Genomic DNA, 22742 nt, shown 5'->3' on the forward strand with positions numbered 1-22742 from the left:
GCCCCTACTCTGCGCTGATCTGCACGGTTCTTACCAGCGCGCCCGTGCCCTGATCGAATACTGCCAGCACCACGGCACCTCCTGCTCGATAGGTCACCTGCACCAGCCCATCGAGATTAAGCGCCGACACCACTTCGGCTCCTGCGGGAATGATCACGCTTTCGGCCACGACTTCTGGCGGGCGGTCGCGCATCACGCGATAGACAAGCGCAAAGCCAATCGCCATAAAGCCCAAAAGCAGGATGCCGATCGAAATACCGAACGAGCGCCGCGCTCTTCCCAGCAATACCCGCGCTTCCGGCGTGAGTTCCTCAGCCTCGGCGGGTTTATTTGGTTCAGGATTGCTCATGGCCGACGATACCGATCTCTTGTTCGAGGGCGAGCCCATCGAGGTTGTTGTCGACGAAACGCTGGCCGGCACAAGGCTCGATGCAGCCCTGGCCCGCGCCCATGACGTCCTCAGCCGCAGCCGCCTCAAGGACCTGATCCTGACCGGCGCCGTCACTGTGGACGGCAAGCCCGTCGCCGAACCCAACTATCGTCTCAAGACCGGCGAGACAATCGTCCTTCTTGCCCCACCGCCCGAAGATGCAGAGCCCGAACCTGAAGATATCCCGCTCGATATTCTTTACGAGGACGACCAGCTTATCGTCATCAACAAGCCCGTCGGCATGGTCGTGCACCCTGCCCCCGGCTCACCCAACGGCACGCTGGTCAATGCACTCCTTTTCCATTGCGGCGAAAGCCTTCAGGGCATTGGCGGCGTCAAGCGTCCCGGCATCGTTCATCGCCTCGACAAGGACACATCTGGCGTCATGGTCGCGGCCAAGACCGAAAAGGCGCACAAGCATCTGGCGGCCCAGTTCGCTGACCACGGCCGTACCGGCCCGCTGCATCGCGCTTACACGGCCTATGCCTGGGGCATGACCCAATCGGGGATGGGCACCGTCGACGCGCCGCTAGGCCGCGACCCCGGCAACCGCCTCAAGCAAGCCGTGCTCAAGCAGGGCCGCGAAGCAATCACTCACTACAATGTCGAAGCCCGCTATGGCGGGGAGGGCTGGGACCTTACGCGCATTCAGTGCCAGCTCGAAACGGGTCGCACCCACCAGATCCGCGTTCACATGGCCCATATCGGCCACCCGCTCGTGTCCGACCTTCTCTATGCGCCCGGCTTTGCCACCAAGATCAACAAGCTCCCCGCCGATCTTGCCCAAACGATCCGAGACCTCGGGCGCCAAGCGCTTCACGCTGCCGAGCTGGGCTTCGAACATCCCACCACTGGCGAGGAGATGATGTTCGAAGCCGACCTGCCCGACGATCTTCAGGCTCTCGAAGACGCGCTCGAACCATTCGATCGTGCGGCAGCACGATAGACTCACACCCTCGTGTTTGAACTTTTGTCCCATCTATCGTATTATGCCGATGAATAATCCGGCGATCTGGATGGAACCGAAGCTTTTCTTCTGCATTGAAGCGAGCTTGGCCTCTTAAAATCGCCTAATTGCAACCTATATGATGATCGTCTGTCACTGTGCCTTCATGGACAGTGAGAGACGTTCCGCCCGCACTTTGCGGGGGAAACCCAAAGGGGGTGCGTCCATGGCCCAGTCCAATCTTCCCATTCTCTCGTCCGAAGGCGGCCTGTCCCGCTATCTGCAGGAAATCCGCAAGTTCCCGATGCTGGAGCCGGACGAAGAGTTTATGCTTGCCAAGCGCTACAAGGAACACGCCGATCCTGGCGCGGCGCAGAGGCTGATCACCTCGCATCTGCGTCTCGTCGCCAAGATCGCCATGGGCTATCGCGGCTACGGACTGCCCATTTCCGAGGTAATCTCCGAAGGCAATGTCGGCCTCATGCATGCCGTCAAGCGCTTCGAGCCCGATAAAGGCTTCCGCCTTGCAACCTATGCCATGTGGTGGATTCGTGCTGCCATCCAGGAATACGTTCTGCGCTCCTGGAGCCTCGTCAAGATTGGCACGACCGCTGCGCAAAAGCGTCTGTTCTTCAACCTGCGCAAGGTGAAGGGCCAGATCGCGGCGCTTGACGATGGCTCGCTTCATCCCGACCAGATCAAGCAGATTGCCACCACTCTTCGCGTGACTGAAGAAGACGTGGTCTCGATGAATTCCCGCCTTTCTGGCGATGCCTCGCTTAATTCGCCCATGCGCGCTGACGAAGGCTCTTCCGAATGGCAGGACTGGCTGGTTGACGATACGCCAGACCAGGAAACCGCTTTGGGTGAAACCGAAGAGTTTTCCGAGCGCATGGGCATGCTCAATACTGCCATGGATGTGTTGAACGAACGCGAACGCGCCATCTTCCAGGCCCGCCGCCTCCAGGACAACCCGGCAACGCTTGAGGAACTGGCGCAGCAATACGACGTCAGCCGTGAACGCATTCGCCAGATCGAAGTGCGCGCCTTCGAAAAAGTGCAGGATGCCGTGCAGCAAGCGGCTCGCACCAACTAAATCGTTGAAGGTCTTCAAAACGCCCCGGCCACGCGCCTGGGCGTTTTATTTTGCGCCGGGCCGATGCATCTATCCGCCCTCACCCTGCATTAACCCCGCGCGACATAATGACTGGACGAGGCCGGCCGAACAGGCGAGGCCTTGCCCTTGTAACGCCCTATTGCGGGGCTTACATCTGGGCCACTAGCGTCGCTTTGCGCGGCCTCTTCCTTCCGGGACAGGATTGATGAACGGAAATTTCCGCAACTTTGCCATTTGGCTGGTCGTCCTTTTCATGCTGATGGGCCTGTTCCAGGTCTTCCAGTCGTCTACGCGTTCGATTTCGATCGCCGAGAAAAGCTACAGCCAATTCGTCACCGACATTGATGCGGGACGAATTTCCGCCGTCACCATCACCAACAATATCGTCTCTGGCCAGCTCAACGATGGCAGCCGTTTCGAGACCATCATTCCAGATGGCGCCGATGTCATCACGCGCCTTGAAGATCGCAACGTCGCGATCACGGCACGCGCGCCGGAATCGAGCCCGTTCTGGTCGATCCTTCTTTCCTCCTGGTTGCCGTTCATCGTCATCATCGGCGTCTGGTTCTTCTTTATCCGTCAGATGCAGGGTGGGGGTCGTGGCGGCGCGATGGGTTTTGGCAAGTCGCGCGCGAAGCTCCTGACCGAAACTCAGGGCAAGGTGACGTTCGAAGACGTTGCCGGCGTCGACGAGGCCAAGCAGGACCTCGAGGAAATCGTCGAGTTCCTGCGCGATCCCGGCAAGTTCCAGCGCCTTGGCGGCCGTATCCCGCGCGGTGTGCTGCTTGTTGGTCCTCCGGGTACCGGTAAGACGCTGCTCGCCCGCTCGGTTGCCGGCGAAGCCAATGTGCCGTTCTTCACCATTTCGGGCTCTGACTTCGTTGAAATGTTCGTCGGTGTAGGCGCCAGCCGCGTCCGCGACATGTTCGAACAGGCCAAGAAGAATGCGCCGTGCATCATCTTCATCGACGAAATCGACGCCGTCGGCCGCCAGCGTGGCGCCGGTCTCGGAGGGGGTAACGACGAACGCGAACAGACCCTCAACCAGCTCCTCGTCGAGATGGACGGCTTTGAAGCCAATGAAGGCATCATCCTGATCGCCGCGACCAACCGTCCCGACGTTCTCGACCCTGCCCTCCTCCGTCCCGGCCGTTTCGACCGTCAGGTCGTCGTGCCCAACCCGGATGTATCGGGCCGCGAAAAGGTGCTCAAGGTCCACGTCCGGAAGGTCCCCCTTGCTCCCGACGTCGACCTCAAGGTTCTGGCCCGCGGTACACCCGGCTTCTCCGGTGCGGATCTGATGAATCTCGTCAACGAGGCGGCCCTGATGGCCGCGCGCAAGAACAAGCGCTTCGTCACGCATCAGGAATTCGAAGACGCCAAGGACAAGATCATGATGGGCGCCGAGCGCCGCACCATGGCCATGACCGATGACGAAAAGAAGCTGACTGCCTATCACGAAGCGGGCCACGCCATCATCGCGCTCAAGGTTGCCGGCATCGACCCGATCCACAAGGCTACCATCATCCCCCGTGGCCGTGCGCTTGGCATGGTTATGACCCTGCCCGAGAACGACACGTACTCGTTCAGCCGCGAAAAGGCCCTGGCGCGTCTCACCATGCTGTTCGGCGGCCGCGAGGCCGAGATCATCAAGTTTGGCCCGGCCAAAGTCACATCGGGCGCTTCTGGCGATATCCAGATGGCAACCTCCTTGGCGCGCTCCATGGTCATGGAATGGGGCATGAGCGAAAAGCTCGGCCGCGTGCGCTACAAGTCCAATGACCAGGAAGTCTTCCTCGGCCATTCCGTGACGCAGTCGCAGCATATGTCCGACGACACGGCCAAGATCATCGACCAGGAAGTGCGCAAGCTCATCGAAGATGGTGAAGCGTCGGCCCGCGACATCCTCACCACCTACCACGATCAGTGGGAGGCAATTGCTCAAGCGCTGCTCGAGTTTGAAACCCTTACCGGTGACGAGTTGCGCGCGCTGATGGATGGCAAGCAGCCGGTTCGTCCGGAAGACAGTGGTCCGTCGGCGCCGAAGGCCTCCGGAGTCCCTTCTGCTGGCAAGTCCGGCAAGAAGCGCCCAGATGCCCCGCCGGAGCCGGGCCTCGAGCCGCAGCCGGAAAGCTGATCTGCAGTTTTACTGCTCAGAACAAAACCTCCTCCCTGTTCAAGGGAGGAGGTTTTTCTTTGTGCCTCTGATTTCGGTATAGAGCAGCTACCGTGGCCTTGCCGCCTGATCAGTCCGTTAGTCGCCGGAAAGCGTTGATCAGCCGATCCGCATTATAGGGCTTGGGCACGAACTCGGCCTGTGCCGGAATTTCATCGAGTTTCACATGCTTGTAGCCGGAGGTAACGACGATCTTGATCGGCGGCCAGCGATCGCGAACGGCTGCTGCCAGCTTGATGCCGTTCATCGTGCCGGGCATGTCGACATCGGTAAACACCAGCCGCACATTGAGATTGTTGACCAGGATCTTGAGCGCCTCATCGGCATTGGCGGCTTCGAGAACCAGAAAGCCTTCTTCCTCGAGGCGATCGACGATGGCCATGCGGACCAGTGCTTCATCTTCGACAACCAGAACAATGGGTTTGGAGTGAGCCATTCTCTACGCCCTCTTTGCCAGGTTCTGGTCAGGCGTGACACAGCCTGTGTCCGAGCGGAGCACGCAGAGAAGACCTTCCGGCCGATATTCGACGCTGACCTTGCCCTCGAAATCCGCTGCCAGCACCTTGGTGATGAGACGCGAACCAAACCCGGTTCGGCTCGGCACCACCACAGGAGGCCCGCCGCTTTCAGCCCACTTGAACAGGAACACCGGCTTCTCACCCGCCGGATCAAACTCCCAGCTGATAAGCACCCGGCCCTCAGACGTTGAAAGCGCGCCGTATTTGGCAGCGTTGGTCGCAAGCTCGTGGATGGCCAAAGCCATAGACAGCGCCTGCTTGGGATTGAGGTCGATCTCGATGCCCTCAAGCGTGACGCGATCTTCGGACGGTATGTGCGGCGCCAATGCACCCTCGACCACATCGCGCAACGATGCCGTCGTCCAGGTACTGTTGGTCAAAATGTCATGGGCCGTCGCCAGCGCGCTGAGGCGAGAGTCGAACAAGGCGCGTCGATCCGCAATATCCTCGCCGCGCAGGGTCTGCGATGCGATGGCGCCCACCATCGCAAGGCTGTTCTTGATCCGATGCTGCAGTTCACCCGTCAGCGTATCCTGCACCGACATCGCTTCACGCAGCGCCAACTCCGCTCCCTTGAGATCGGTGACGTCGTTTCCTTCGACGAAGATGCCCGTGATCTGACCAGCGTCGTCATACATGGGCTGATAAACGAAGTTCAAAAAGCCCTTCTGCAGCGGACCATCCGGAGTTTGCTGCAGGTCGATCTCCATGCTGCGGCCGATAAAGGTCTGGCCGGTGCTATAAACGCCATCGAGCAACTCATAAAAGCCCTGACCCTCGATCTCGGGCAGTGCTTCACGCACGGTCTTGCCGATCACGTCGCGATGGCCGATCAGTTGGCGGTAAGCCGCATTGGTGATTTCGAAGCGATGCTCCGGGCCGTGCAACACGGCCATGAAGCTCGGCGCTTTTTCCAGCAGGGCGCGCAGGCGATCGAGCTCGCGCGTCCTGGACTTCGCCGCAACCACCTCGGCGGTAATTTCGAGCGCCGTACAGAACATGCCGGCGACCTGGTCGTTTTCGTCATGCACCGGCGTATAGCCAAAGGAAAAATGCGTCTCGACCGTGCGCCCGTGCCGCACCATCTGGAACTCGATGTCGTCCATATAGGTCGGAACACCGGCATAGGCGGCATCCATGATCGGCCCGACATCGGCGATGATGTCCGCCCAGACCTCGGCAAACGGCTTGCCCAGAGCCCAGGGGTGACGATTGGTGCACATGGGTGCATAACCATCGTTGTAGAGCATGGTCCGGTCTGGACCCCAGGCAATGAACATGGGCTGTTGGGAGGTCAGCATCACCTGCACCAGAGTTCGCAAGCTTCCTGGCCAGGTCGCGGGAGCACCAAGCGGCGTGGAGGTCCAATCATAGTTCCGGATCAACTCCCCAGTTGCCCACCACCAGCCAGAAACGTCGTCTCCGGAGAGGTGCCCACCAAACCATCACGGGACATCGCGTGCATGTTCCATATCCAAGTCAAAGAGTCGGCTCGTTGTTCGAGGAAGCAGGCTTTCTCGTCAAGATAAATCACTGTGTGGCTCACTGAGCGCCTCACCGCCCAGCCGCTAACCCTTCCGTTTAAGCGCCCCTTCAGCTATTGCAGCGAAAAATGGTATTATCCCAAGACAACCAGTGAACCGAGGTCGGCGATGGTCAGGAAGTATTTTGGCACCGATGGCATCCGCGGCCTCGCCAATGGCGACAAGCTCACGCCCGAACTGGCGCTTAAGGTGGGCATGGCGGCCGGCACGAAATTCGTGCGCGGCGATCACCGCAACCGCGTCGTCATCGGCAAGGATACCCGCCGTTCCGGCTACATGATCGAGCAGGCCCTGACCGCCGGCTTTACCGCCGTGGGCATGGACGTTTATCTTCTCGGGCCGATGCCGACACCCGCCGTCGCCATGCTGACGCGCTCGCTGCGCGCCGATCTTGGCGTCATGATTTCGGCCTCTCACAACCCTTACGAAGACAACGGCATCAAGCTCTTCCGTCCCGACGGCTACAAGCTCTCCGACGAGATCGAACTTGAAATCGAAGGCCTGATCGACAGCGACATGTCGCGCCATCTGGCTAAGGGCAAGGAAATCGGCCGCGCCCATCGCGACGAAGAAGCACGTACCCGCTACATCGAATATGCTAAGCGCACCCTGCCCCGGAACATCGACCTTGCTGGGCTCCGTGTGGTGCTCGATTGCGCCAATGGCGCTGCCTATAAGGTCGCGCCGATCGCCCTTTGGGAGCTTGGCGCCGAAGTCTTCACCATTGGTGCCGAGCCCGATGGCTTCAACATCAACCACAAGGTCGGCTCGACGGCTCCCGAGGCGGTTGCCGCCAAGGTCAAGGAAGTGCGTGCCGACATCGGCATTGCACTCGATGGCGACGCGGATCGCGTCATCATCATCGATGAAAAAGGCCATGTGGTCGATGGCGACCAGTTCATGGCCGTCATCGCCGAAAGCTGGATGGAGCGGCAGATGCTCCAGGGTGGCGGCATTGTCGCGACCATCATGAGCAATCTCGGCCTTGAACGGCACCTGACCAAGCTTGGCCTGACACTCGAACGCACCCAGGTGGGCGACCGCTATGTGCTGGAGGCGATGCGCGACAAGGGCTTTAATGTCGGCGGCGAACAGTCCGGCCATATCATCCTCTCGGACTTCACCACTACCGGCGATGGCCTTGTGGCCGCCTTGCAGCTGCTTGCCGTACTGAAACAGAAGAACGTCCCGATTTCCGAGATTTGCTCGCGCTTCGAAAAGGTGCCGCAGCTTCTGCGTAGCGTGAAGTTCAAGTCCGGCAAGCCGCTCGAGCACAAGCAGGTCATGCAGGCCATCGCCGATGGTCAGGCCATGCTCGGCAATGGCGGTCGCCTGGTTGTGCGGGCCTCGGGCACCGAGCCCGTCATCCGCGTCATGGGCGAGGCCGATGATGCGGTCCTGGTCGAAACCGTGGTGTCTCAGGTTGAGGCGGCCATCAAGCAGGTTGCCTGATCATTCCGAATATACCGCATGGATGAAGTAAGACTTCAGTAACCAAATATTTTCCACGGAGGTTAGGGTTAAACAGCGTGGTTAAGCGCGTTTTAACAAGTTTCCTTGATATTGGCTGCAATCGACTGGTGTCGTGGCAACCAAAGGAACTTCTTAATGCGCAAGCTTACGCAAGCAATGCTGGTGGCAGGAGCCACTCTTATTGCCGGCTCCGCAATCGCGGCCGACATGCCTTACTATCCGCCTGTAATCGAAATCCCTGATGTCGATTACGGCGTTTCGGGCTCTTTCTACCTGCGTGGCAGCGCCGCCGGCAACCTGATGTGGGCACCCCGGGTCGTGCATCCGGAAGCCACTCCAGGCTTCTTCCCGATCGATCGCTACGGCTATGGTTATTCTGTCGGTGCTGGCGCAGGTTTCGAAACCGGTACTGGTCTTCGCGTTGACGGTACTGTTGATTTTCTCAACAACGAGGGCATGGGCGTCACCATTCCTGCTGGCACGACTGGCGTCACCCCAGGCGTACATACGCTGTCGCTCCGCTCTACCATCATTCTTGCCAACGCATACTATGACTTCGCTCTCGGCAACGACGGCTACGGCGCTGCTGGGGGTGCCTTCGGTTATGTCGGTGCCGGTGCCGGTGTCGCCTTCAACGACTTCATCACCAATGGCCCTGGCCCTGCTGACACCCGCACCAAAAATACCAGCTTTGCCGCAGCCGGCATGGTCGGCGTTGGTTACGACTTCGGTCAGGTCGTCGCCGACGTCGGCTACCGCGCGCTCTACATCAACGGCCTGCAGAACTCGGAGGCCGCTGCCCCCTACTTTATCGACGACAACTTCGTCCACGAAGTCCGCGGCACGGTTCGTTACCGCTTCAACTGATCCGGGCGTGGCGGACCGCCACATCCGCCAGAGCTAATCGATTGGGCCGGTCTCAGAACGACACCGGCCTTTTCGTTAGGCCGCAGTCACGCGCCAGATGACATCGCCCACGTCGTCGGCAACCAATACGGCACCATCGCTTGCCAGCGCCACGCCGACCGGCCGCCCAAACGAGAATTTTTCGTCCGAGGACAGAAAACCGGTCAGGATCTCGCGCGGCGTGCCGACGGGCTTGCCGTTTTGGAATTCCACGAAGGCGACGCGATAGCCGGACAGCTTGGAGCGGTTCCAGGATCCATGCTGGCCGATGGCCATGCCGGCGGAAAAGCCCGGCAACGTGCCTTCGGGTAGCCAGCAAAGTCCGAGCGACGCGGTATGTCCGCCCAGAGCAAAGTCCGGCTGGGTCGAGCTGGCGACCTTGGCTGCGTCCTGCGGCACGCGATCGTCGACGATCCGGTTCCAGTAGCTATAGGGCCAGCCGTAAAGGCGCCGTCCGCAACCGAAGTCAGGTAGTCGGGGGCGTTTCGTCACCCAGACCGTCGCGCTCGTTGACCACGGTCCACAGCATGCCACCGACGGGTTCCCAAGCCATGCCGACAGGGTTTCTGAGGCCACCGGCAAAAATCCGCGACTGGCCGCTTGCAAGATCGAGCTCGTGGATGCAGGCGCGATTTTCTTCCGCCGCCATGCCGTGGTCGCCGATATTGCTGAGCGACCCCACGGCGACATAAAGCTTGCTGCCGTCGGCGCTAGCGATGAGGTTTCGCGTCCAGTGGCCGCCGGGAATGAGGTCCATCAGCTTGCGGCCGGGCGCAGTGATGCGGGTTGCGCCGGCCTCATAGGGATAGGCCAGCACCGCATCGCTGGCGCCGACATAAAGCGTCGAGCCGATCAGGGCGATACCGAAGGGCTGCCGCACCCCTTCGATCAAGGTGTGACGTTCCTCCGCCATGCCGTCACCGTCGGCGTCGCGCAGCAATATGATGCGGTTGGGGCTGGTCCCAGAGGCACGCGCCCGCTTCATGGTGGCATGCATGGCATGGTCGAAGACAGTGCTTGGCTTGCCCTCCTCGCCCATCGATTCGGCGACCAGCACATCCCCGTTCGGCAAAAGGTAGATGTTGCGCGGATGGGTCAGGCCCTTGGCAAAGGCATTGACCTTGAGGCCGGGCGCAGCCGTCGGCTTGTGGTCGCCCTGCCAGCCCATGGCTGTGGGCATCTTGAGCGTCGGAATTTTTCCTTGCGGCTTAGGGCCGGGAATCGTTGGCGCCGTGCCATAGGCCGGCGGTCGCGGTCCATCGCCCGCATGGCGCACGGCAACGGCAGCGCCTCCGACAAGGGCCACGAAGCGGGCGAAAAGCGAATTGTCGGTCATCACGAAGTCCACTCAAGAAAAATGCTGCCGCACGCTAGAGCGTTTGCACTCCCCGCCTAGTGCTAGCGGCATGATTTTACCTGTACATTCAACGCTGAACGGCTTTCGCAAAGAAGATTTGTTCACGTTTAGTTCACATCGATAAGCGACAATCGTTCTTCACCGTTAACTTATGTGATAGGGCCCATTCTCCCCAGGCAATAACGTTGCTGCTAGGGGATTCATGTTTTGACACAGACGACTAGCCGCGACCTTCGAGTTCTCATCTGCGACGACGAGTTCCTGTTGGCCATGGATATGGCGCAGCAGTTCGAAGCGCTTGATGCCGAGGTCGTCGGCACCGTCGGCAAACTTGCCGAGCTGCGTACTGTGCTGCTTTCCGATCAGTCCACTGCCAATGCTGCCGTGCTGGACATCCAGTTCGCCGATGGCGAGGCCTACGAGATCATTCCCTTGCTGGAAGAGAAAGGCCTAGCGGTTGCCATCGCCAGTGGCTATGGGCCCGAAGAGCGACCCGATCGCTTTGCCCATATTCCATGGGTGACCAAGCCCGCCAATGCCAGCGATCTATGCTCGGCCTTATGCGCCAGTCTTGACGCGCGGAGTGCCAGCCAGCGTGTCTAACTTTGCCGGCACCCTGCTCGGCAACGATCCTGTCGAGCGCTTCCTGCACCGTCTGTCCTTGTTCGAGCCGCTCGACGCGGAAGCGCGCGACGCTGTGCGGCGATCGATAAATCGCGGACCGTTGATCCCGCCACTGCAAGAGCTGCAGCCCGACGCCCTTCAAGACGTCTCGGTGCTGCTGAGCGGCTGGATTTGTCACTTCCGCCTGCTCGGCAATGGGCGGAGGCAGATCACCACCCTGGTGGTGCCCGGCGATTTTGTCGACTTTGGCTTCCTTGTCGGCACCGTCTCGAGCCTTCAATGCGTCACCACCGCGCATAGCCAGATCGGACGCATCCGCACTCGGGCTTTCGGTAAGCTCGCGCTCCAGTTTCCCGCGCTTTTGCGGGCCAGCCAACGCGCCGCCGCGGTTGATGCCGCGATCGGACGCGAACGCATCATCAGCCTCGGCGTCCGCACCGCAGCCGAACGGCTGGCAAGCATTTTGTGCGAACTCTGGTTTCGCCTGTCGGCAATCGGCCTAACATCGGCCGAAGGCAGCTACGACCTGCCCATGACGCAGGCCGAACTGGGCGCCGCGGTGGGCCTTTCCACCGTGCACGTCAACCGCACGCTCCAGAGCCTCCGTCGCACCGGCGCGATCAGCCTTCAAAGCGGCAAAGTGTGGATCCGCGACCTCGAAAAACTCACCGCCCTGGCAGGCTTCGACCCCGCTTACCTGAGCCTTCAAGCCTGATGTTTGCCGCCGTGTCCTTTCGCGCATCAAAGCGACGGCTCATTAACCCAAGTTAGGGGCAAGCCGATTTGGCCATGTTAGGATTTTCCTTCAGACAGGATAGTTCATTGCCAACATTTAGAGTCATCGATTTACGAACCGGCATTGTCGAGCCTGAGCTCAAGATCGAAGCCCGTTCGCCTGAACAAGCCGCCGAGAATGCGCTGGGCCTCAAGCTCGTCCGCTCCGGACATGCGCGTAGCCTTGTTTGCCGCGTCTACTGGGACGATGCGAACAACACCAATATGGTCCGCCTTTACACAACGGTCGCTCAACAGCACGGCTGAGCGGCCAATCCAACCCACCTTCAACATCCCCATTGACGCCGACCCCTCCCCGGGCGTATTTCCCGCCTCAGGACATCTCGCCCTAACGCGAGACGCATAGGCCTGGGAGGGCCGCTGAAGATGGCTGAAATGCCCCCAACCGCACCGGCGGTCAAACCGGCTAACCCCAATTTTTCGTCGGGTCCATGTGCCAAGCGTCCAGGCTGGACGGTGGATGTGCTCGCCAATGCGTTGACTGGTCGTTCGCACCGCGCCAAGCCCGCCAAGGCGCGCATCCAGGAAGCCATCGACTTGACGCGTGAACTGCTCGAAGTTCCCGCCGACTATCGCATCGGCATCGTCCCCGCGTCCGATACGGGCGCCGTCGAAATGTTCCTTTGGAGCGCCCTCGGCGCCCGCGGCGTCGACATGTTGGCCTGGGAATCCTTTGGCGCCGGCTGGGTCACCGACGTCCAAAAGCAACTCAAGCTTGCCGATTGCCGCGTCCTCGAAGCTTCCTATGGCGAACTGCCCGACCTGACCCAGGTCGACTTCACCCGCGACGTCGTCTTCACCTGGAACGGCACCACCTCGGGCGTCCGCGTGCCCAATGCCGACTGGATCCCGGCCGATCGCGAAGGCCTCACCATCTGCGACGCGACATCCGGCGCCTTCGCCCAGAAGCTCGACTTCAGCAAGCTCGATGTCGTCACCTTCTCCTGGCAGAAGGCGCTCGGTGGCGAAGCCGCGCACGGCATCCTGATCCTCTCGCCCCGCGCCGTCGAACGCCTCGAGACCTATAAGCCCGATCGCCCGCTGCCCAAGATATTCCGCATGACCAAAGGCGGCAAGCTGATCGAAGGTATCTTCAAGGCCGAAACCATCAACACCGTTTCGATGCTCTGCATCGAAGATGCGATCGACGCCATGAAGTGGGGACTTTCCATCGGCGGCCTCAAGGCCATGCAAGACCGCGCCGACGCCAACTTCACGGTCCTGTCCGACTGGGTCGCCAAGACCCCATGGGTCGAGTTCCTCGCCAAAAACGCCGACCAGCGCTCCAACACGTCGGTCTGCCTTTCGATCACCGATCCGGCCGTGACCGCGCTTGACGACGAGGCACAGGCAGCCTTCGCCAAGGCCATCGTCGCCCGCCTCGACAAGCTCGGCGTCGCCTATGACTTCGGCTCCTACAAGGACGCTCCGGCAGGCCTGCGTATCTGGGCTGGCTCTACAGTTGAAACCTCGGACCTCGCGGCGCTGACGCCATGGCTCGACTGGGCCTTCGCCGAAGAAAAAGCCGCGCTCAAGATCGCTGCCTAAAACTTAGAACCCCCACCCAACCTCCCCTGCATTAGGGGGGAGGAGCAGATCGAGCGCTTGGCAAGAACGTGCCAGACACTCGGAGCCACCCCTCCCCCACCTTATGGGGCAGGCCGGGTGGGGGCCTTCTCCCACACACACATTCCAGGACTCCCGCCATGCCCAAAGTTCTCGTTTCCGACAAACTGAGCCCCACCGCCGTCCAGATCTTCAAGGACAATGGCGTCGAGGTCGACTACCTGCCCGATCTCGGCAAGGACAAGGAAAAATTCCTAGAAGCCATCGGCCAGTATGATGGGCTCGCCATCCGCTCGGCCTCCAAGGTGACCGAAAAGATCATCGCTGCCGCGACCAATCTCAAGGTCATCGGCCGCGCCGGGATCGGCGTCGACAATGTCGACATTCCCGCTGCGACCAAGAAGGGCATCATCGTGATGAACACGCCCTTCGGCAATTCCATCACCACGGCCGAGCACGCCATCGCCATGATGTTCGCCCTGGCCCGCCAGCTTCCGGAAGCCGACGCGTCGACCCGCGCATCGAAGTGGGAAAAGAACCGCTTCATGGGCGTCGAAGTCACCAACAAGACCCTCGGCCTGATCGGTGCCGGCAATATCGGCTCGATCGTTGCCGACCGCGCCGTTGGCCTCAAGATGAAGGTTGTTGCCTACGACCCCTTCCTGACGCCAGAGCGCGCCCAGACCATGGGTGTCGAAAAGGTCGAGCTCGACGATCTCCTGGCCCGCGCCGATTTCATCACGCTCCACACCCCGCTGATCGACGCCACGCGCAACATCCTCAATGCCGAAACCCTCGCCAAGACCAAGAAGGGCGTTCGCATCATCAACTGCGCCCGTGGTGGCCTGATCGACGAAGACGCGCTCTACCAGGCGCTGAAGTCCGGCCAGGTCGCAGGCGCGGCGCTCGACGTGTTCTTGCAGGAACCTGCGGAAAACAATCCGCTGTTCGAACTACCCAACGTCATCTGCACGCCCCATCTTGGCGCTTCCACCACCGAAGCCCAGGAAAACGTGGCGCTCCAGGTCGCCGAGCAGATCTCGGCCTACCTGATGACGGGCGAGATCACCAATGCGCTGAACTTCCCCTCGATCTCGGCCGAAGAGGCCCCGCTTCTCACCCCTGGGTCAAGCTCGCCGAAACCCTCGGCTCCTTTGCCGGCCAGCTCACTGAAACGGCCATTACCGGCATCAAGATCGAGTTCGAGGGCAGTGTCGCCCAACTCAACACCAAGCCGATGATTGCTGCCGCCATCAATGGCGTGCTCAAGCCCTCGCTGGGCGACATCAACATGGTTTCGGCGCCCCAGATCGCCAAGGATCGCGGCATCGTCGTGGAGACCACCAACCGCGACCAGCAGGGCGCTTATGAAGGCTATATCCGCCTGACGCTCACCACCGAAAAGCAGACCCGCGCCATTGCCGGGACGCTCTTTGCCAATGGCAAGCCGCGCATCATCCAGCTCAAGGACATCAACATGGAGGCCGAACTGACCCCCTCCATGCTTTATGTCACCAACGAGGACAAGCCAGGCCATATCGGCCGGCTCGGCACCCTCCTCGGCACCCTGGGCATCAATATCGCCAACTTCAACCTCGGTCGGGCTGAAGTGGGCGGCGATGCCATCGCGCTTCTCGCCATCGACGGCACGCTGACTGAAGAACAACTCCGCCAGATCGCCAAGCTCGAAGGCGTCAAGCAGGCCAAGGCGCTGCGCTTCTAAACTGCATCCGCGAAACGCAAAAAGGCGGCCACGCGGCCGCCTTTTTCATTTGTGCCCTTAGCTCGGCTCAAGCCCTGCGCTTGATGAAGAGATTATAGAGCACCACGATCAAGGCCAGCACCAAGAGAAGATGGATCAACGCGCCGGCAACCTTGAAGGCCAAGCCGATCGCCCAAAGCGCCAGAAGAATAACCGCAATCGTCCAAAGCATCGGCCTGTTCCAATCAACAACTGAATACTAGCAGAGGAATGATCGGAACGTCTGATTGTTCCGGGCTTCAGCGCCGCGCGGCCCACTCGGCCAGTACGATGCCGCTGACGATGATTGCCGCTGCCAGAAAATGATAGGGCTGCAGGACCTCTCCAAGGATCAGCACCGAGCCCAACGTGCCGAAAACCGGGATCAGATTATGGCTCGGCGCGGCACGATTGGGACCGACCAGCTCGACGCCACGCGCATAGGCGACCTGGCTGAACATCGAGGGAAAAATCGCGACATAGGCGATGACGGCCCAGACGGTCGGCGAAGCATTCCCAAGGCTCGCCACTTCTCCCAGCCCACCGCCAAACAGTGCCAGCATGATCAGAGCCGAAATGGCCGCCCCGGTAAAGCTTACGGCCATGAAGCTCATAATGTGCACCTTGGGCCGGAAGCGCAGCGCCAGGGTGTAGCCGGTATAGGCAAGGCAGGCCAGAATGACGAAACCGTCGCCGATATTGATGTCCATGGTCAAAAGGCGCAGCGGCTCACCGTGGGTTGCCGTGAGGATGACGCCGGAAATTGCAAGGATCACGCCCACGATCTGCAACACCGTCGCGCGGACTTTGAAGAACAAGAAGTTGGCGCCCAGGATCAGCATGGGCAGGGAGGCCTGCTCGATCGCCGAATTGACCGCGGTCGTATATTGCAGACCCACATAAAGGAAGGCGTTGAACAACGCATAGCCGACGATGCCGAAGGCCATCAGCGCCGGCCAGGCCCGGCGCACGACGGGCCAGTCTGTGCGCAAGTGTCTAGCAGCGAACGGCAAGATGAAGGCCGTCGCGAGGACGCAACGGCAGGCCAAAAGTAAAAACGGGTCGATCTCACCTGCCACGAGCTTCGCCGCAACCACGTTTCCGCCCCAGAAAAGCGGCGCCAAAACCAACAGCAGATAGGGTTGATCCAGCAGACCGGCGCTTTTGCCGCGAATTTGGTGGTCTTGCGGCTTTGTCATCGTGGCCGGTGTGATGTAAGGACAGTCCGACTTAACAGTTATTCGGCCGCAATCCTACCCGACAATCTTGGCCGAAGGGTTAGTCTTGAGCTTGGCTGGGTGCGGCTCCTTGAGCCAGACCTGTGGCGCATCCACACGCGATGCAGCCTCTTTGGGGAAGACTGAAATATGGCGAATGTGGTTGTCGTCGGCTCGCAATGGGGCGACGAGGGCAAGGGCAAGATCGTGGACTGGCTTTCGGAGCGCGCCGATGTCGTCGTGCGCTTCCATGGCGGTCACAATGCCGGCCATACCCTGGTCATCGATGGCGTAAGCTATAAGCTGGCGCTGCTGCCCTCCGGCCTCGTCCAGGGCAAGCTTTCCGTGATCGGCAATGGCGTCGTCGTCGATCCGCACCACTTCGTCGCCGAAATGGAAAAGCTGCGCGGTCAGGGCGTCAAGATCACGCCAGAGGTCCTGCGCATCGCCGACAATGCGCCGCTGATCCTGTCGCTCCATCGCGAGCTCGACGGCATCCGCGAAGACGCCAACGCCGGGCTCAAGATCGGCACCACCCGCCGCGGCATCGGCCCGGCCTACGAGGACAAGGTCGGCCGCCGCGCCATCCGCCTGATCGACCTGAGCGAACCCGATACGCTCATGCCCAAGATCGAGCGGCTGCTGACACACCACAACGCGCTGCGCCGCGGCATAGGCCTCGTCGAGATCGAAGCGCAGACCATCTACGACGAACTGATCTCGATCGCCGACCAGATTCTGCCCTTCATGGACCAGGTCTGGCGCGTGCTCGACGACAAGCGCAAGGCTGGCGCCCGTATTCTCTTCGAAGGCGCGCAGGGTGCTCTGCTCGACAACGATCACGGCACCTATCCCTTCGTGACTTCCTCCAACACCGTCGCCGGCACTGCTGCCGCCGGCTCGGGCCTTGGCCCCACCGCCATCGGCTATGTGCTCGGGATCACCAAGGCCTATACGACCCGCGTCGGCGAAGGCCCCTTCCCTTGCGAGCTCGACGACGAGATCGGCCGTCATCTTGCAACGGTCGGCAAGGAAGTCGGCGTCAATACCGGCCGCCCGCGTCGTTGCGGCTGGTTCGACGCGGTGCTGGTGCGCCAGACCGTCAAGACCTCCGGCATTACCGGTATTGCCCTCACCAAGCTCGACGTGCTCGATGGTCTTAAGGAGATCAAGGTCTGCGTCGGCTACGAACTCGATGGTTCACGCATAGATTATTTGCCTGCCTCAATGGGAGCACAGGCGCGCGTTAAGCCGATCTACGAAACGCTTGAGGGCTGGTCGGAAACCACGGCAGGGGCGCGCTCCTGGGCAGAATTGCCGGCCCAGGCCGTCAAATATGTTCGCTATATCGAAGAGCTGATCGGCGCGCCGGTTGCGCTTTTGTCGACCAGTCCGGAACGAGCAGACACGATCCTGGTCGTTGACCCATTCCAAGATTGAGAAATTTTGTTACAACTACGCTGCAAGAGTGAGTACCGAGTAGCTGATGGCGGATTATAGGGAGTTGCTGCGCCGAGCCATCTCGGCGCTGCCGGAGAACAACGGGGCTGCGCGGCGCGCGGTCTACGAGAAGGCACGCACGGCTTTGGTTGGCCAGTTGCGGGCCATCAATCCTCCCCTCCCCGCCCGCGACATTACCCAGCACCGCCTGCAGCTCGAAGACTGTATCCGCCAGGTCGAGCAGGAAGCCAGCGAAGCCGTGATCAGCCTTGGCCGTGAGGGCCAGGCCGCTGCCCGGCCGGCCTTCACGCCCCGACCCGCACCCGTTGCGCCAAAACCTGTCGTCGAGCCCGAACCCGATCCGGTCCGAGAGCCGGAGCCCGAGGCGATTGCCGAACCCGAACCGGCGCCTGACCCGGTCGTGATCGAACCGATACCGGAGCCGGTGCAAGTCGCGCCGGAGCCAGTGCCGGTCGCCAAAGCGACGCCTGAGCCCGAGCCTGAACCGCCGGTGGCGGAAGAGCCGCCAGCAACGTCGATCGAAGACATCATCGCGCAGGCGGCTTCCGTCAACGCGCCTCCCGAACCCGAACAGCCCGCCGTCGTTCCACTGGTTGAGACCAAGCCGGAGCCTAAGCCGGGCCGCTTGTCCTTCTTCTCGCGCCGCGAAACGCCGCCTCCCGCCGTCGCGAACACGGCAGCCATAACCTTCCCGCCTGCATCCAGCGCCTCGCGCCTTGAGTCCACCTTGGGCAGCACCGCGCTGGCGCGCCAGCCGGCGTCCGAGCCGGTCATAATCTCGCCGCCGCTGCCGGCCGAGCCGGCATTGTCGAGCGTCCGCGAAGTCGACCTTGAAAACGACGAAGCCAAGGAAGCCGAAGGCGCCATCGAACGCGCCATCGAAACTCTGGATCGCGAAGCCCGCGGTGAGTTTGCCGAGCCCCTGCCCGAGCGCAACGATCCGGCGCCAGCAGAAGCTGACGCTGTGCCGGAGCGACCGGAAGATGCCGCTTTCGCTGCTGCAAATGCCGAAACGCGCTCCGGTGCGGGTCTCACCATTTTCCTCGTGGTCTTTGCCTTGCTGCTCGTCGGCGTCGGTGGCGCCGGTTTCTGGGCCTGGCGGGAAGGCTTTGTCGATCTAGACCAGATGTTCGGCAGTGGCACGCCGACGGTCACCGAACAGGCGCAGGTCACCGATCCCGTCGTGCCGACCATGGACACGACGGTTGCCGACACCACGGTCGGCGACGAGGGCGCTGCCGGTCCGGGCAACACAGCCACGACCCAGGCCAATGAGCCCACGGCAGCCCTCGAAGGCCTCGAAACCGACGATCGTCTCGAGCCGTCCCCCGAGCCCGTCGTCCCCACCGGCACCGAAACCGTGATGCCCTCGCTCAATGGCGAAACCAAGTCGGAAGAGCGCCTCTCTGGCGCCGACACGACGATCGCTGCCACCGACGATCCGGCAGCCAGCGTCAATCCGGTCAATCTCGCCGGCAATCAGTCGCTGCTGCTCGAGGCCTCGGCCGATGGCCAGAGCGGCGCCGTACCGTTCTCGGGCACGGTCGACTGGACCGAAGGCACCGACGAGATCGGCGCCCCGACCCTGGTCGGCGAAGCCAGCATTCCAGCGCGAAATCTTGGCGTCTCGATCACCATCCGCAAGAACAACGATCCGGTCCTGCCCGCCAGCCACTTGATGGAAATCAGCTTCGACGTCCCCGATACCTTCATCGGCGGCTCGATTGCGACTCTCGCAGGCGTCCTGCTCAAGGACGAGGAATTGGTGCCGGGCACGGCCCTTGAGGGCGCCGCCGCCCGGGTTGTCGGCAACTCCTTCCTCTTCGCCTTGAGCGCCTCGGAAGAAGATGTCGCCACCAATACCGGCCTTCTCGACAGCCAGCGCTGGCTCGATCTGGCCGTGGTTTACGGCACCGGCCGCAATGCCATTCTCACCCTTGAAAAGGACGAGGATGCCCAAGTCCTGTTCGACCGTGTGCTGACGGCGTGGCGGAGCTAAGCGGCGTCGCTTAGCCTTTTGTCCACGATCCGATAATGACGGCTGGCCAAGGCGGCAATGTCGTCAGCATGGTGGCTGACAAGCACCGTGTGCCAGCCGTGACGCCTGCTCAGCTCACCGACCAGCGTCCGCACCGTGCCGCGTGTTTCATCATCGAGCGCCGAAAACGGTTCGTCCAGCAGCAGCACCGGACGATTGCGCAACAGAGTGCGCGCCAGCGCCACGCGCTGCTTCTGGCCCCCGGAAAGCGTCGAGGCCGGGCGTCCACCCAGCCCGCTTAGTCCCACTTCCACTAGAGCGGCGTCCACCTTTTCCCTTCCACGCTCGCCGCGAGGCATGCCGAGCTCGACATTTCCAACGGCGCTCAGATGCTCAAAGAGATTATCGCTCTGGAGCAGCAACGAGACGGGGCGGTGTTCAGGCTGAAGCGGCAGAAGGTTGGTGTCGTCCAGCGTCAGCGCTCCTTGGCTCGGCTGGAGAAATCCCGCAAGAAGATCGAGGAGCGTCGATTTGCCGGAGCCGCTGGCGCCGGAAATAGCCGTGACCTGGCCCGCCGTGGCCTCGAAGCTGAAATGGTAGGGCTCATCTTCGGGCCGATATCTGAATTCCAGGTCACTGGCGCGGAGCATGGGCAAGCCTTTCGATGAGGCGCGGCAGGCCGACAAAGGCCACGATGGTGCCGATCAGGAGGATGGCAGCGATGACGGCGGCATCGTTGTTGCGATAGGAGCCGAGCGCTCGATACATCAGCAAGGGCAGGGTCTGAAAATCCTGCGTGCCGAACAGCGCGATGACGCCCAGGTCCCCGAGGCTGAAGCAAAAACTCAGCGCCAGCATCAAGCCGATATCGCGTCCGAGCAGCGGATATTCGATCCGCGCGAACTGAGCCCATCCGGACATGTTCAAGCTGAGCAAAAGCTTGCCTTTTGTGCGCGCGATGGCGTCGAGCGGCGGCGCCAAAGTCGCCATGGCGAAGGGAAGTGCTAGCAGACTGTTGGCACAAATGACCACGATTGGTGAAACCGCCCCGAGTGGCAGGCCGAGATTGCGCACGAGGAGAAAAAAGCCCAGCGACAACACCACCGACGGCACCGCGAGATAGGCATAGGCCGGCACGCCGAGCAGCGTGCGAGCAACACTGTTCGCCGCAGCCGCGCGCCCAAGGGCCAAGACGAGGGCAAGTAGCAGTGTCTGAACGGCGGAAGCCGCGCCGATGCCGATGCTGGTGGCGGTCGCCTGCCAAAAGCTCGGCTGTGCGATGACGCGGCCAAAGCCACCCACGACCCCATCGACCAGCACCGAAAGCAGCGGCAAGGCAAAACCGAGCACCGAAAGAGCAAGCACCAGCCATTGCAGCGCCCGCGCGGTGCGGTTGTCCGACCACGTCGGCTGCGCCGAGCGACCGAGGGCGGTCGGTACGGCAGTAAACGCCGAGGCGAGGACGATGACCGCAGCGCAGATTGCCATTTGCGTCAGCGCCAAGCGCACAGCGCCGACCAGGTCGAAGTCGAGGCGAACGGCGGAATAGATGGCGACTTCGAGCGTCTGGTTGGCTGGTCCCCGCCGAGCAACAAGACGATCGGGAAACTGGTGAAGGCCAGAAGGAAGATAATGGCGCCCAGTCCCGGCAACGAGCCGCGAAGCGCTGGCCAATCGATCAACCAAAACCGCTGGCCGGCGGACAAGGCAAGCGACTGGCCGACCTTAAGGCGGTTCGCCGGAATGGCGTCGAGCCGGGCCAGGAGGATGCGGGCGGCAAAAGCACCGTCGAGAATGACATGGGCAAGCAAAATGCCGCCGAGCCCATAGGCGGGGCTTTCAACGGTGATGCCGAAAAGAGCATTAAGCGCGTGGTTGATCCAGCCATTGCGGCCCCAGATCGACAGGAGCCCGAAGGCGACAACCATTCCCGGCGTAACGATGGCGGCGGCAAAGAGGCCGACAACAAGATCGCGGCCGGGGAAGCGCAACCGGTTGAGCGCCCAGGCAAGCCCGATGCCGACGATCAAGGACAGGCCCGTGGTGAGACCGGCCTGGAGCGTCGTCATGCGCAAAAGGTGCGGGATGTCGATGCGGGACGGCGCAACGGTGCCGGTCGCCGCCACAAAGATCGCCCACAGCACCGACGCGATGAGCACGGCAATGGCAAGGGACAGGATGGCAGCGGTGGCGATGCGGAGGGGACGGCGAGGGAGGGTCAACGGTCACCTCCCGCGCCAGTGCTAGCGACCCCACCCGGCCTCCCCTGCAGAAGGGGAGGAGCACGCCGGTGTTTATCCGCGATCGCGCCCAAAACGCGATGGCACTCCTCCCCCGACTTACGGGGAGGCTGGGTGGGGGTTCTTCCACGACCGACATGAAACCCGAGCCTACTGCACGGCCGCCAGCATCTCGTCGATCCAGGCCCCGGAGTTCGCGATGATCTCCTCTTCGCTCAGGGTCAACGTCTTCGCCGGCTGCGGCAAGTCGGCGAAGGACGGATCGAGATCGGCGCCGAGGTCGACAACGGGGAACATCCAGTTGGTCGTCGGGATCGCTTTCTGCCCCTCGGGCGAAGCGAGATAAGCGAGAAATTGCGCGGCGAGCTCGGGCTGGTCCGAGCTTTTCAAGATCCCCGCCACTTCGATCTGCGGGAAATGCCCTTCGTCGAAGAGCGCCGCCTTGATCGTGTGATCACCCTCGTCAAAGATGTGGTAGGCGGGCGAGGTCGTATAGGACAAGACCATGTCCGCCTCCCCCTCCAAAAACAGCGAATAGCTCTCGCTCCATTCGCGCGTGATGGTCAGGATATGCGGCTTGAGCCCGGCCCAGATTTCCGGGGCGCGGTCGCCGTAAGCGGCCTTTACCCAGAGCAGGAGGCGTCGAGGCGTCG

The 22742-nt window shown here is 61.7% G+C and carries 20 protein-coding genes and 2 pseudogenes; 12 read left to right on the forward strand and 10 right to left on the reverse strand.

The window, feature by feature from the left end:
• Positions 1-4: 4 nt before the first annotated feature.
• The gene (locus G5575_RS13255) at positions 5-349 is read right to left on the reverse strand and encodes a hypothetical protein (protein WP_164534692.1); all 345 of its coding nucleotides are present in this window, start codon (positions 347-349) and stop codon (positions 5-7) included.
• On the opposite strand from G5575_RS13255, the gene G5575_RS13260 reads away from it, so the two are divergent.
• The 3 genes from G5575_RS13260 to ftsH all read left to right on the forward strand — a co-directional run bounded on the left by G5575_RS13260 (position 348) and on the right by ftsH (position 4630).
• Positions 348-1376 carry an RluA family pseudouridine synthase gene (locus G5575_RS13260; protein ID WP_164534693.1) on the forward strand — a complete coding sequence of 343 codons (1029 nt, stop codon included), beginning with the start codon at positions 348-350 and terminating at the stop codon, positions 1374-1376. The two genes, G5575_RS13255 and G5575_RS13260, sit on opposite strands and share 2 nt — an antisense overlap.
• Positions 1377-1602: 226 nt before the next feature.
• Positions 1603-2472: an RNA polymerase sigma factor RpoH gene (gene rpoH / locus G5575_RS13265; RefSeq protein ID WP_164534694.1), complete on the forward strand. Its 870-nt coding sequence runs from the start codon at positions 1603-1605 to the stop codon at positions 2470-2472.
• 226 nt (positions 2473-2698) lie between these two features.
• The gene (gene ftsH / locus G5575_RS13270; RefSeq protein ID WP_164534695.1) at positions 2699-4630 is read left to right on the forward strand and encodes an ATP-dependent zinc metalloprotease FtsH; all 1932 of its coding nucleotides are present in this window, start codon (positions 2699-2701) and stop codon (positions 4628-4630) included.
• A gap of 109 nt (positions 4631-4739) precedes the next feature.
• Here ftsH and G5575_RS13275 read toward each other — a convergent pair whose 3' ends face one another.
• Together G5575_RS13275 and G5575_RS13280 are read right to left on the reverse strand one after the other, a co-directional pair.
• Positions 4740-5105, reverse strand: a complete 366-nt coding sequence (locus tag G5575_RS13275; protein WP_164534696.1) for a response regulator — start codon at positions 5103-5105, stop codon at positions 4740-4742.
• Positions 5106-5108: 3 nt separating this feature from the next.
• Positions 5109-6488 (reverse strand): sensor histidine kinase, encoded by a 1380-nt coding sequence (locus G5575_RS13280; RefSeq protein WP_164534697.1) that lies wholly within the window; start codon positions 6486-6488, stop codon positions 5109-5111.
• 351 nt (positions 6489-6839) lie between these two features.
• Between G5575_RS13280 and glmM the strand changes: the two genes are divergently transcribed.
• Both glmM and G5575_RS13290 read left to right on the forward strand, forming a co-directional pair.
• Complete coding sequence (gene glmM / locus G5575_RS13285) at positions 6840-8183, forward strand: phosphoglucosamine mutase (protein WP_164534698.1); 1344 nt, start codon at positions 6840-6842, stop codon at positions 8181-8183.
• 156 nt (positions 8184-8339) lie between these two features.
• Complete coding sequence (locus G5575_RS13290) at positions 8340-9071, forward strand: hypothetical protein (protein WP_164534699.1); 732 nt, start codon at positions 8340-8342, stop codon at positions 9069-9071.
• A gap of 75 nt (positions 9072-9146) precedes the next feature.
• Here G5575_RS13290 and G5575_RS13295 read toward each other — a convergent pair.
• A pseudogene (locus G5575_RS13295) lies at positions 9147-10446 on the reverse strand (PQQ-dependent sugar dehydrogenase).
• 228 nt (positions 10447-10674) lie between these two features.
• Here G5575_RS13295 and G5575_RS13300 point away from each other — a divergent pair.
• The 5 genes and pseudogenes from G5575_RS13300 to serA all read left to right on the forward strand — a co-directional run bounded on the left by G5575_RS13300 (position 10675) and on the right by serA (position 15175).
• Positions 10675-11070 carry a response regulator gene (locus tag G5575_RS13300; RefSeq protein ID WP_164534700.1) on the forward strand — a complete coding sequence of 132 codons (396 nt, stop codon included), beginning with the start codon at positions 10675-10677 and terminating at the stop codon, positions 11068-11070.
• The gene (locus tag G5575_RS13305) at positions 11063-11806 is read left to right on the forward strand and encodes a Crp/Fnr family transcriptional regulator (RefSeq protein ID WP_164534701.1); all 744 of its coding nucleotides are present in this window, start codon (positions 11063-11065) and stop codon (positions 11804-11806) included. Before G5575_RS13300 ends, G5575_RS13305 begins: the two co-directional genes overlap by 8 nt.
• 107 nt (positions 11807-11913) lie before the next feature.
• Positions 11914-12132 carry a hypothetical protein gene (locus G5575_RS13310; protein ID WP_164534702.1) on the forward strand — a complete coding sequence of 73 codons (219 nt, stop codon included), beginning with the start codon at positions 11914-11916 and terminating at the stop codon, positions 12130-12132.
• 129 nt (positions 12133-12261) lie between these two features.
• Entirely contained in the window at positions 12262-13434 is a 1173-nt protein-coding gene (locus G5575_RS13315) for a phosphoserine transaminase (RefSeq protein ID WP_164534775.1), read from the forward strand.
• A 158-nt stretch (positions 13435-13592) separates the two neighbouring features.
• Positions 13593-15175, forward strand: a pseudogene (gene serA / locus G5575_RS13320) (phosphoglycerate dehydrogenase).
• A 67-nt stretch (positions 15176-15242) separates the two neighbouring features.
• On the opposite strand, the gene G5575_RS13325 reads toward serA, so the two are convergent.
• Positions 15243-15386, reverse strand: coding sequence for a lmo0937 family membrane protein (locus G5575_RS13325; RefSeq protein WP_164534703.1), 144 nt, complete (start codon positions 15384-15386; stop codon positions 15243-15245).
• A 67-nt stretch (positions 15387-15453) separates the two neighbouring features.
• On the reverse strand, positions 15454-16392 hold the full coding sequence (locus G5575_RS13330) for a DMT family transporter (protein WP_164534704.1): 939 nt from the start codon (positions 16390-16392) through the stop codon (positions 15454-15456).
• Between the two features lie 168 nt (positions 16393-16560).
• Between G5575_RS13330 and G5575_RS13335 the strand changes: the two genes are divergently transcribed.
• Together G5575_RS13335 and G5575_RS13340 are read left to right on the forward strand one after the other, a co-directional pair.
• Positions 16561-17850, forward strand: a complete 1290-nt coding sequence (locus G5575_RS13335; RefSeq protein ID WP_164534705.1) for an adenylosuccinate synthase — start codon at positions 16561-16563, stop codon at positions 17848-17850.
• Positions 17851-17896: 46 nt separating this feature from the next.
• Positions 17897-19870: a hypothetical protein gene (locus G5575_RS13340; protein WP_164534706.1), complete on the forward strand. Its 1974-nt coding sequence runs from the start codon at positions 17897-17899 to the stop codon at positions 19868-19870.
• Here the strand turns inward: G5575_RS13340 and G5575_RS13345 are convergent.
• The 4 genes from G5575_RS13345 to G5575_RS13360 all read right to left on the reverse strand — a co-directional run.
• Positions 19867-20499: an ATP-binding cassette domain-containing protein gene (locus tag G5575_RS13345; protein ID WP_164534707.1), complete on the reverse strand. Its 633-nt coding sequence runs from the start codon at positions 20497-20499 to the stop codon at positions 19867-19869. The genes G5575_RS13340 and G5575_RS13345 overlap by 4 nt on opposite strands.
• A complete protein-coding gene (locus G5575_RS13350; RefSeq protein WP_164534708.1) occupies positions 20483-21352 on the reverse strand; it encodes an ABC transporter permease family protein in 870 nt (289 codons plus the stop codon). Before G5575_RS13350 ends, G5575_RS13345 begins: the two co-directional genes overlap by 17 nt.
• Positions 21343-22071 (reverse strand): ABC transporter permease family protein, encoded by a 729-nt coding sequence (locus G5575_RS13355; protein WP_164534709.1) that lies wholly within the window; start codon positions 22069-22071, stop codon positions 21343-21345. The genes G5575_RS13350 and G5575_RS13355 overlap by 10 nt, the downstream gene beginning before the upstream one ends.
• A 168-nt stretch (positions 22072-22239) precedes the next feature.
• Positions 22240-22742: thiamine ABC transporter substrate-binding protein (locus G5575_RS13360; protein ID WP_164534710.1), on the reverse strand; the 503-nt coding region annotated here is incomplete at its 5' end.

The organism is Devosia aurantiaca (genome assembly GCF_011058215.1).
GTDB classification, from domain to species: Bacteria; Pseudomonadota; Alphaproteobacteria; order Rhizobiales; family Devosiaceae; genus Devosia; species Devosia aurantiaca.

Excerpts from the sequence above, each read along its gene's own strand:
- G5575_RS13280 (WP_164534697.1), bottom strand. The coding sequence starts at position 6,488 with ATGCTGACCTCCCAACAGCCCATGTTCATTGCCTGGGGTCCAGACCGG.
- G5575_RS13345 (WP_164534707.1), bottom strand. The coding sequence starts at position 20,499 with ATGCTCCGCGCCAGTGACCTGGAATTCAGATATCGGCCCGAAGATGAG.
- G5575_RS13290 (WP_164534699.1), top strand. The coding sequence starts at position 8,340 with ATGCGCAAGCTTACGCAAGCAATGCTGGTGGCAGGAGCCACTCTTATT.
- G5575_RS13330 (WP_164534704.1), bottom strand. The coding sequence starts at position 16,392 with ATGACAAAGCCGCAAGACCACCAAATTCGCGGCAAAAGCGCCGGTCTG.
- G5575_RS13260 (WP_164534693.1), top strand. The coding sequence starts at position 348 with ATGGCCGACGATACCGATCTCTTGTTCGAGGGCGAGCCCATCGAGGTT.
- G5575_RS13340 (WP_164534706.1), top strand. The coding sequence starts at position 17,897 with ATGGCGGATTATAGGGAGTTGCTGCGCCGAGCCATCTCGGCGCTGCCG.
- G5575_RS13335 (WP_164534705.1), top strand. The coding sequence starts at position 16,561 with ATGGCGAATGTGGTTGTCGTCGGCTCGCAATGGGGCGACGAGGGCAAG.
- ftsH (WP_164534695.1), top strand. The coding sequence starts at position 2,699 with ATGAACGGAAATTTCCGCAACTTTGCCATTTGGCTGGTCGTCCTTTTC.
- rpoH (WP_164534694.1), top strand. The coding sequence starts at position 1,603 with ATGGCCCAGTCCAATCTTCCCATTCTCTCGTCCGAAGGCGGCCTGTCC.
- G5575_RS13275 (WP_164534696.1), bottom strand. The coding sequence starts at position 5,105 with ATGGCTCACTCCAAACCCATTGTTCTGGTTGTCGAAGATGAAGCACTG.
- glmM (WP_164534698.1), top strand. The coding sequence starts at position 6,840 with ATGGTCAGGAAGTATTTTGGCACCGATGGCATCCGCGGCCTCGCCAAT.
- G5575_RS13315 (WP_164534775.1), top strand. The coding sequence starts at position 12,262 with ATGCCCCCAACCGCACCGGCGGTCAAACCGGCTAACCCCAATTTTTCG.
- G5575_RS13325 (WP_164534703.1), bottom strand. The coding sequence starts at position 15,386 with ATGCTTTGGACGATTGCGGTTATTCTTCTGGCGCTTTGGGCGATCGGC.
- G5575_RS13255 (WP_164534692.1), bottom strand. The coding sequence starts at position 349 with ATGAGCAATCCTGAACCAAATAAACCCGCCGAGGCTGAGGAACTCACG.